This window comes from Cyclobacterium qasimii M12-11B (assembly GCF_000427295.1).
Classification (GTDB): Bacteria; Bacteroidota; Bacteroidia; order Cytophagales; family Cyclobacteriaceae; genus Cyclobacterium; species Cyclobacterium qasimii.
The window spans coordinates 1-9,237 of record NZ_ATNM01000148.1 but is presented as its reverse complement, the minus strand read 5'-3'; the positions used below and the strand labels follow the sequence as shown (position 1 = coordinate 9,237).

General features: G+C 38.8%; 5 protein-coding genes. All 5 read right to left on the bottom strand.

Going from position 1 to position 9,237, the window contains the following annotated elements; genetic code table 11:
- Nucleotides 1-56 precede the first annotated feature (56 nt).
- The 5 genes from ADICYQ_RS19725 to ADICYQ_RS19705 all read right to left on the bottom strand — a co-directional run bounded on the left by ADICYQ_RS19725 (nucleotide 57) and on the right by ADICYQ_RS19705 (nucleotide 8,692).
- On the bottom strand, nucleotides 57-1,814 hold the full coding sequence (locus ADICYQ_RS19725) for a DUF6443 domain-containing protein (protein ID WP_040417205.1): 1,758 nt from the start codon (nucleotides 1,812-1,814) through the stop codon (nucleotides 57-59).
- Complete coding sequence (locus tag ADICYQ_RS19720; RefSeq protein WP_146947984.1) at nucleotides 1,811-2,269, bottom strand: hypothetical protein; 459 nt, start codon at nucleotides 2,267-2,269, stop codon at nucleotides 1,811-1,813. Before ADICYQ_RS19720 ends, ADICYQ_RS19725 begins: the two co-directional genes overlap by 4 nt.
- 22 nt (nucleotides 2,270-2,291) lie before the next feature.
- Nucleotides 2,292-3,995 carry a hypothetical protein gene (locus tag ADICYQ_RS19715; RefSeq protein ID WP_020894121.1) on the bottom strand — a complete coding sequence of 568 codons (1,704 nt, stop codon included), beginning with the start codon at nucleotides 3,993-3,995 and terminating at the stop codon, nucleotides 2,292-2,294.
- The gene (locus tag ADICYQ_RS19710; protein ID WP_040417202.1) at nucleotides 3,992-5,623 is read right to left on the bottom strand and encodes a hypothetical protein; all 1,632 of its coding nucleotides are present in this window, start codon (nucleotides 5,621-5,623) and stop codon (nucleotides 3,992-3,994) included. Before ADICYQ_RS19710 ends, ADICYQ_RS19715 begins: the two co-directional genes overlap by 4 nt.
- A 978-nt stretch (nucleotides 5,624-6,601) precedes the next feature.
- Entirely contained in the window at nucleotides 6,602-8,692 is a 2,091-nt protein-coding gene (locus ADICYQ_RS19705; RefSeq protein ID WP_081652400.1) for an alpha/beta hydrolase, read from the bottom strand.
- Between the last annotated feature and the right edge of the window lie 545 nt (nucleotides 8,693-9,237).

The following is a 9,237-nucleotide window of genomic DNA, read 5'->3' as shown; positions in this document are numbered from 1 at the left end:
TCCTCCTGCTCATTTTCCCCCAATGTAGGCGTTGAAGCTTTGGTTAATCGTAGCTTTCATCCTGAATCCTGCTCGCAGTCTGATACTTTTGCTGGCAGGTAAACTTTGTAACCGTCGTACTTAACTGAGCTAATGTCACTTTCACTTCTGGTATGGGCAGTATTGGCTGTGGTACGAGCATTGTTGCCGCTCTGAGTGTCTAGGTAAGCTTGTAATTCTTCTCTGTTTCTTTTGTCAGTAGTAAAGCCAGTCCGGATGATTCTTCCCAATCCATCGTATTTAGTAAAAAGCCAGTTCATGCTTGGTTTAGCCGCCAAATTTCCGTCCTGAAAACCTACAAGTCGGTCTTGTTGATCGTAAACCATATGGCTGGCTTGCTTAGCGGGGACTTTCTTTTTTATCAATCTTTTTCTGGCATCATATCGGTAAAGAAAATACTGTGCATTGGCCAAGTCGCTGTTTACAGACTGGTCCCAGCCTATTTCTGACAGTATTTTGCTGGCTTGGGGAGGAATAACTACCCTAAGTTTATCAAAGTAATCGTAGACATAATAGGTGCTCAGCCACCCAACAGGTCCCTGACTTTCTTTATCAGCAGTCTCTTGCTGTTTTTTGAGTATAATTTTACCTTGTTTATCCGTGTAAGTGAGCGTGCGATTGTCATCTTCATCATCACTGATCTCCACCCAGAGTTCTCCAGGTGAATAGATCCCCTCACTAAAAGGTAGTCCCTCGGCATTGACCCGAAATAGTCTTACCTGATCATTGATGCCTTCGGGATTATTGTCGTTGGTTCTTCTAGCGAATTTTATTTCATGGCCACTACCCATTTTCCAAGCTTCCCCTGGCGCTGTCTGTTTCTCCAATCTATTAAGAGGAGAAGGTTCAAATGCTTTTTCAGAATAGGCAAAAACATCGCCATAAATGGCGATTGATCGGTCAGTCTGTGTTGCTAGGGCATTGCTTCGAAAGCTACCATCCTGAATACCTGTGGTCTCAAAATAGGGAAGGTATTCTTTGGCCTTCCTCCCGAAAGGATCATAGGCAATGGGGGTGATCAGGTCTTTGCCATTCACCGAAGCTTGCCGTTTTACATTTTGCATGGGCCTACCAAGTCCATCATAGTAGGTAGTTTCTTTGTAGGAATCTGAAGGAGAGGCGTTCTGAATGATGGATTCGGTGAGTCCAGCTTTTCTGGCAGTAAATTTTTTAACAAAGTTATGATCTAAGATTTTTGCCTTTATAGGTATTTTTTCCGTAATACAACCCGAGACATTATGAACATATGCTAAATAATAGGTAGTTGTTGTTGTAAGTCTGGGAGTGGTGAAATTTTTAGAGGTACCCACTTGAGTCGTCCGGTTGGTGGAGTACCATTTGTAACCAAAACCAGTGGGAGCTGCATTTGCCATTAAGGCTACTGCTCCGATTCCAATGTGGGTGCCATCGGAAGAGGAAGGGTATACCTCAGCGCAAGGGTTATAACCAATTACCTCAATCTTAATATTGTCGTAGAAATTCCCGTTATAGGTCATATATTGGTAAACCAACGAGTGACTGCCGACTGAATTGTAAGTAAGACTTATCGTATTACTGGTCTCATAATTAATCGAAGCTCCAGACGGGGCCCATAGATTTCCTACTCCACCACTCGGAGAAACCATTGTAGAACCATTCCAAAAATTCACCTCATAAACAACTGTTTCACCTTGACTGACCGATGTAGGTCCAACAATTTGCACGTGAGTAATCTCCTGGCAAAAAATAGTTTGGACATAAATGAAGAATGTCAGTAAAAGGATGAAAGGCTTCATTTTACTTTCTTTTTGATAAAATATAACTCATGAATTTCTCCATTTCTTTCCCTTAATGGCACCAATAAAATACCTTCCTTTCCGTTGGCTTTGACGGAATACTTGGTTTTTACTCCATCTACTTCAATAGTGACTTTATTCTTTTCTATAACATCCCACTTACCTGTTACTATGATTTGTTTTTTACCCATTACCCATTTGGCAGTAAAAATCCCTTCATCCTGAAAAAAATATTCTCTTGATTTAATTGCACTGCCCATTTCACTGGACAATGCTTTGTAATCCAGGGAATTTTCATTTAAAAGTATGCGTTCTTTTACCCCTAGCTGAGAGACTGAATCAGTCTGCCAATAACCTATCAATTCAATAGGTTTAGATTCAAGCATACCTTGACCAACTGCAGCTTTTATACTTAGAATAAATATTACAAGTCCAAAAAAAAGTGCACTTTTCATGATTAATGATTTTTGCAGGTTTTTAGAAATTATACTCATAATGTTCCTTGATTTGTCCATTATCATCTTTGATAGTCCTCAAGCGTCGAAAAGCATCGTAGTCATAATAAACAGTGTAATTTCTTGAATCTGTACTCGTTTTCATATCACCCATCGAATCAAAGGTATAAGTTGTCATTTGTGCATTAGAGGGGTGTAGGCGAAGCTCGTCCAGATGAATACCACTACCTGTTATTGTCACCGTATTAGTTGTTACTTCTCGCACAACAAGTTTCCACGCAGTATCCAAAATTTCTGTCTGGCCCAGAAAAGTCCAATTTCCTTTACCGCTAGACCGTCTCACCCAGAATGTAAGGAGAAATTTATTAGTGCTGTTTGCACCAATTCCGGATTTGGAAATACTTCCTCTCCCCAAATCATAATAATTACTACCTGTTTTTGCATTAATAGAGGAAACAGGATTGCCGTAATAGGCCCACCCCCCCTTTTCTTCTGTTTCAAATGAAGTATGGGAAATATCTGATGATAGGGCGTTTCCTACCTTTGCTATCGGATATCTTTGATCGTGGTTCCAGATATAGGATGTGTTTTGGATTCCATAAATAAAAACATCATTTAAAACATGTGTTAAAGGATCATAACCATATGAAGCTTTTTTTTGATAACCAGGTGGTATCAATAAATTATGATTATGCGTTGACGGAGGAATTAAAGATTCATTTTCATATTTGTAAATTTCGCTTGGGTCTCCTTGATCATTATATTTTATTACTGTACCATCAATTAAACTCTTCTTCTTGATAATTTCTGTTTTGATTGCTTTTCCAATAATATGATTTTTCTTTAGAGTAGTGATGTTAGCGACCCTATTATTATAATCCTCAGGATAATAATATCTCTTTTGAATTACATCACTTTTACTATCTATTGATTTTTCTAGTGTCGGAAATTTATGGTGAATACTAGTGTATTCGAATTCCTTTACGGTAACCAAAGGATTGGTATCGTTCATATTAAAATGGGTGGTCGTTTCTTTTTTTTGTGCTACCCAGTTTGCCGGCAAATAGTATTTCCCATGTATATACGCATTGTATGGATTACCTGAACTAACGTCAAATATTTTATATCCAAAAACATTCACTTGGTTAGGGTAAAAATATTCATACTTTTTTATATTTTGTAGTTGTCTTGATTCATTAAAATAATGAACACTTTTTAAATGTCCCCTTTTCCAATCTGTATCATACATTGGAAGGAAGGGAAATTGATTACAAATATTGTTTCTTAGTGTGTATTTGCTAAGTCCCCCTACTGAAGGGGCAGGTTGAGTTAAAGTACTATATTGAGTTTCAAAAACATCTACAGGTGCATCCATATCTGTATAATCCTGAGGATTCCACATATTTGGATAAGTGGATGAGGTTGAATAGGATTTCAACGTAAATCCATTGCCACTCTCGAATTCAATTATTGAACCGTATCCAACTGCCTGACCTTGTGTTGAACCTAAAATAGCTTGAGGTACTGTTGAAATTTTTGTCACATTTTTATTCGGATGTGTAAAACCAACTTTGCTCCAGTCCCCGAAAACTGAAGTCATATCTCCCGGTGGCATTGTTGTACTTTGTCTAACTCCACGCCCTTTACCTAGCAACACATAAAAATCTCGTGGATCATTTATTAATTGACCAGAGGACGAGTTACCCTTAATATATGGTGGATTCATCGACGAATTAAAATCTTTATAGATGAATGTTTTTTATTTGTTATTAAATCATTATTGTCATAGTTAACTATTGACCCAATTCTCAAACCACCACCAATCCTGTATCCTTCTTCTGAATCATCAAAATCATTGGATTCAAGATTGTATACCCTATATCCCCCAGTTGGATAGGAAATTTTATGCAAGGCGCAAGCTTTTACTGCAATGGAATCGCCTTCTCTATTAGCTCCACCTACAAAATTATTTGTTGAATAACCCTCCATTCTAAGAAACATTTCAAACCACTGACCAGTGTAAACGGTCCATGTAATCTCAGGTATTAATGTACTGTTTCCAGCATCATTAAAATAACCCCAATGATCTTGATTTACCGAAAGCCGGTAAGGAAGATTATACAAAGTTGGATTGACATCTGTATAATAGTCCAATTTGTAGGGAGGTTGAGAATAGGATTTGTCACCCGATAAAAAAGTAACAGCGTCCAACTTTAAACGATACCTTAAGTGTTCAAATGCAACTATATCTGGAGACCCATACGCTGCAAAATCAGAGTTGAATTCCGGTGCAACAAAATAGCTGGTATTAAATTGAACATGCTTTATTGGTTCATCGTAAAGATCGAAAAATGAAATTTCATCCAGCGCAAAACTCGGCATATTACTCCTATAATCTAGTCGGGGAGATGTGCCTACACTAAATTTTATACTACCTGAATTTGATGAGCTGATACTTTCAAGAAAAATCTCATTGCTAATTCCCCAATGTAGTTCTGGAGCAGGCCATCCATAATGATCTATATTTTTACCTTCATCAATAAGAAGAGATGTTTTTTGGTTATAATAATGCTTTGCAACCCTTTTAGAGTACTTAAACATGATTTCCCCACCCTGAGGTGATACAATTTTTGTCAGGTACCATGAAGTAGGGATCATTTCACTAAATTCGACCGAATAAGCTATGTCAATTTCATCAAATTCATAAATTATTCCATTCTCATCAGTAATTATAAATTTTGAATTAATTGCACTTACTGCACTACTTGGATTGCTTTTTACAAATTCAATTTTGATGTCTTCATACTTGTAAAACTGAACGTCTCCCTTTTCGTCAAAAACAAATTTTCCAGTTCTATTACCAAAATTGTAATAAAATATATCAGGTTCAATATCATATAAATGAGATTTATTTATCGCTTTGAACAAAACATTCAAATCATCGAACCTTCCTGTATCAGGATTTAAATCTGGAAATCCAATATCTAAACGTGAGGGTAAAATATCCCCATCTTCACCCGGTCTTTCCGCCATATCTCTTTCCTCTCTGGTAATCACTCCTCCAGCATTGAGACTCCAGCCTAATCCAACCCATGAAGCAATTTCATCCACTTTTATACCACTGGCATGATAGGATAATGTAATATCTACATTGGCTCCTTTTTCATTTATTGAGCCGATTGGAATAGAAATAGGAACAAGCCCTGTATAGGAAGACTCAGGTAAATCAACATACTTTGAAAATGCATAAGCATTTGGAGAGGTTGGAGCAATGTCAAACTTAAAAGGATCACTTTGAGCCAAAGATAGAGGTATATATAAGCTGAATATTATAAACAAGTTAAACTTTTTCATTTTAGCTATTTATTTTTATAATCACCAAATAATATAACATATTTTCATTTTACACTATTGTACCTAAATTAACATCTCTCCAAATAAACCACATTCAGACACCTACTCAAATTACAGACACACTCACTAGGTATTAAACAGAAAACATCATTAACATCCTCTTCTCTCGCTAGTTCAGGCGTATGATTACCATATTGGGTGAAAGTATAAGATTGGGGGCTCATTATGGTGGCATTACAGTAATTATCCTGAATAGACAAATAATCCTGCCCAAAAATTTCATTATTGTAATAAATGAAGACGAATAAAAACAAGTAGAAAGACTTAGCTATCATATCCAAGGTTTACTTAAATAATAAGAGAAATTCTATCAATATATTTGGCTTAACGCCTATATAAAATCTCAATCAAAATGTTATTCAAATTGATCCAGTTTCGTTTCTTCATTAAAATAAATCACCTTATTCTAGCGAAAAAAAATAGTTTAATCGCTATAAAAAATATCAAATTTATGCTCGATTATTTGATAGTTGAAAAAATATCATCTATTAAAAATAATAAACTGTAAATTAAAAAGCAAACCATACAATTAATAACTAAAAAAATTATTTCCGATAACATCATCTAAACATAACAAAATACTTGAAATATTTATAGAATATGCGTTTGAAATAAATGTTAAAAAATTGTTTCAAATACCTAACACATAGGAAAACAGTCAGATTAATCCCTACCGATAATAGCTAAGGCCTCTATAAAAATGGACCTATAAATCCGGTCGGTGATTAATTCTTAAAGCGTTAAATTTGGTATTTAAACTCTATTTGAAGATGGTAATTAAGAAACAAAAATCAGTTAGCAACAAATAAGGCATAGGTGAAATTTCACCATAGCGTTGTACAGCCTATCTTACTAAGCCCCATTCCATTTTTTAGCAAGAGGTTTCAGTTTCTGAATTTAGCTTTTAAATTTTTTGCATTAAAAACTCTTACCCACCTTCACCCTCCTAAAATGAAATTGATTGGCATAGATGGTGGCATTGGAGGTGCTGTCATTTTTGTCATTGTAGAGGCTTTCGGCCCTTAGCCAGAGGTCCAGCTCCTGGTTTTTGGGGCTGTCCGGGGAAAGGGCTATGGGGGTGGTTTCACTTGTGCAGCTGGCTTGATTGAGTCGCTCCAGGTAGTGCATGTTGTTTACATTGTTATAAGGCTGTGCCGGATGGTTGAGCAGGTAAGTGGGGTGAAAGGTATTGGTGTCTTTGGGGGCCAATCCCTGTGGCAGGCGCAGGTAGAGCAGTACTTCTTCTCCCGCTTCCCAGATGCCATTGCCATTGCCTTCTCCCCCTGACAAAGCCTCAAAAACAATGCTATCCATTCCCTGCTGATATATCGGTACCTCGGCCACTGTTCTTCCATCCAGAAGGATCAGGTCTTTTTTGGGGCTGTAGATGGCTTTGGGGGCAGCAAAAGCCATGATCCTAAGGGTATCGGCCACTTGCTGGTCTGCCTTGATCACAAAATCCACTCCGGCCACAAAGCTGGAATCGGAATAGCGCCCAAAGGTAAATTGAAAGGCCTGCTCACTATCGATCGCTGCTTTGGCTTCCAGGGCTGAGATGGTGATTTTTTCGGGGCTTATTTTTAAATGGGGATGCTGGCTTAGCGGAATGATCTCGATTTCCTGAGCTGGGGCATTGCCTATATTGACCAGGGAGAAATTCAGGCTTTCTGTTTTTCCCTCCTCAAAGTAAAAATGCTCCTGGTTGTTGGGGAACACCATTCCTAATTGGGCTTCTGGTTTGGCTTCACTGTTGATCCCCAACCAATGGCCTCCACCTGACAATCCAAAGTCAAGCTTTCCTTCTTTGTCTGCTTCAACAAGGCTGTCTGCTTCAAAAGCAAGCGTAGAAAGATTGAACGATCGCAGAAGGTAGGCTTCCCCAGGCGCATAGACTCCTGCCGTACTGACAGCTATACTTTCTTCCTGCACGATGGGTCCATCGGGAATAAATGTTCGGGACAGCAGCTTCATTTTATTTGCTGTTGCATTTTCTATCAGGCTTAGGGCTGGTCTTTCCCGTTGGATCTCAAAGGTATTTCCGAATACCTCAAAATTGTCAAAACCAGGATTGACATGGTTCCATTTGGCAGGCAGCGCGGGGGTCTTGGCAAATTCATTGCGGTGAAAATCCAGTTGCTGTTCGGTATCAGCTGTCCAGTGATTGGGGTAGTCTGCGGTATGGGTTTCAAAATGGCTAAGGTCAGCACTTCCAAAAAGCTGGGTCATGTGCCAGTTGTTGTACTTGAGCCAGTCCCCATCGGTCTTGGTCAATCGCACCGCCAAGCCTTTTAATGAACGGTGCATTTCCAGTATGGGGAAAACCACCTGTTTGCCTTTGGGTCCGTAGTAAGGAAGGTTAGCGGCAGGATCGAAAGCACTGACGGAGGCCACCAGGTCTTTGTTTTGTCCGGCTACATAATAGGAGGTCAAGCCACCCATGCTCAGGCCTGTAATGGCTCTTTTACTGCGGTCAGGAATGCTTCGGAAATTTTGGTCTACATGCTGTACCAGCTCCCTGAAATGGGCGCTAAAATCCCAGCCCCAATGTTCCCGCTCTGTTTCATGGGCACGCACATAATCGTAAGGCAGGGCATTGCCATAGGGTATGCCTTCCCGCTCCATTTTACCTGGGGAAAGATTGGGTTCGTAGCCATCCCAGGTCACGATGATCAGGTTTTTTTCCCGGGCATATTTTTCCCATTCCATCACAAAGGGAGGGGCTATCCTGCCATTATCCGGATAATGCACATCGTCTTCCAGGTCATAAGCATCCCATTTGTACCTGCCTCCATAGCCATGAAAATAATACACCACCGGGTATTTTTTTCCCGGCTGATCTGCATAATCTCCCGGCAGGTAAATCCTGTAATTTCGCTCGGTAGCGAAAGCATCACTGTAGAAGGAAACGTCCTGATAGGTATCGGTTTTCGGGGTTTCGCAGGCCAGGAGGCTTAGCAAGACAAGGAGTAATGTGACTCCTTTGCAGGAGAGTAGGTGGCTGAGTGGCATAGTGGTATTTTTATTTGTATTTGAACCTCGATGTTAGGTTTGTTTTTGTCATTATTGTTGCGGGAAAAAAGCAACAATACCGCCAAAATCGATTGTTGTTTTATTCCGTTTTCCGTGGGTTGACACCACACGGTTATTATTATTGAAGCCCTCCAGGCTTCTTTGGGTTCTGTAAATTGGGCTTCACAATAATATTAAAATCGTAAACATTACTTACTCGATAATGAATCATTACAATAACCCAAACCAAAATCGATAGACGTTTATCCCACTACCTAATATAGCAGTATCGTTGTGATTTTTGTCAGTATTGTTGCGAAAAAAAGGCAATAATACCGCCAAAAATCGATTGTTGTTTTATTCCATTTCCCGTGGGTTAACACCACACGGTTATTATTATTGAAGCCCTCCAGGCTTCTTTGGGTTCTATAAAATAGACTTTACAATTTTAATAAAATCGTGAACATTATTTTCTCGATATTGAATCATTACAATAATCCAAACCAAAATCGATAGACGTTTATCCCACTACCTAATATAGCAGT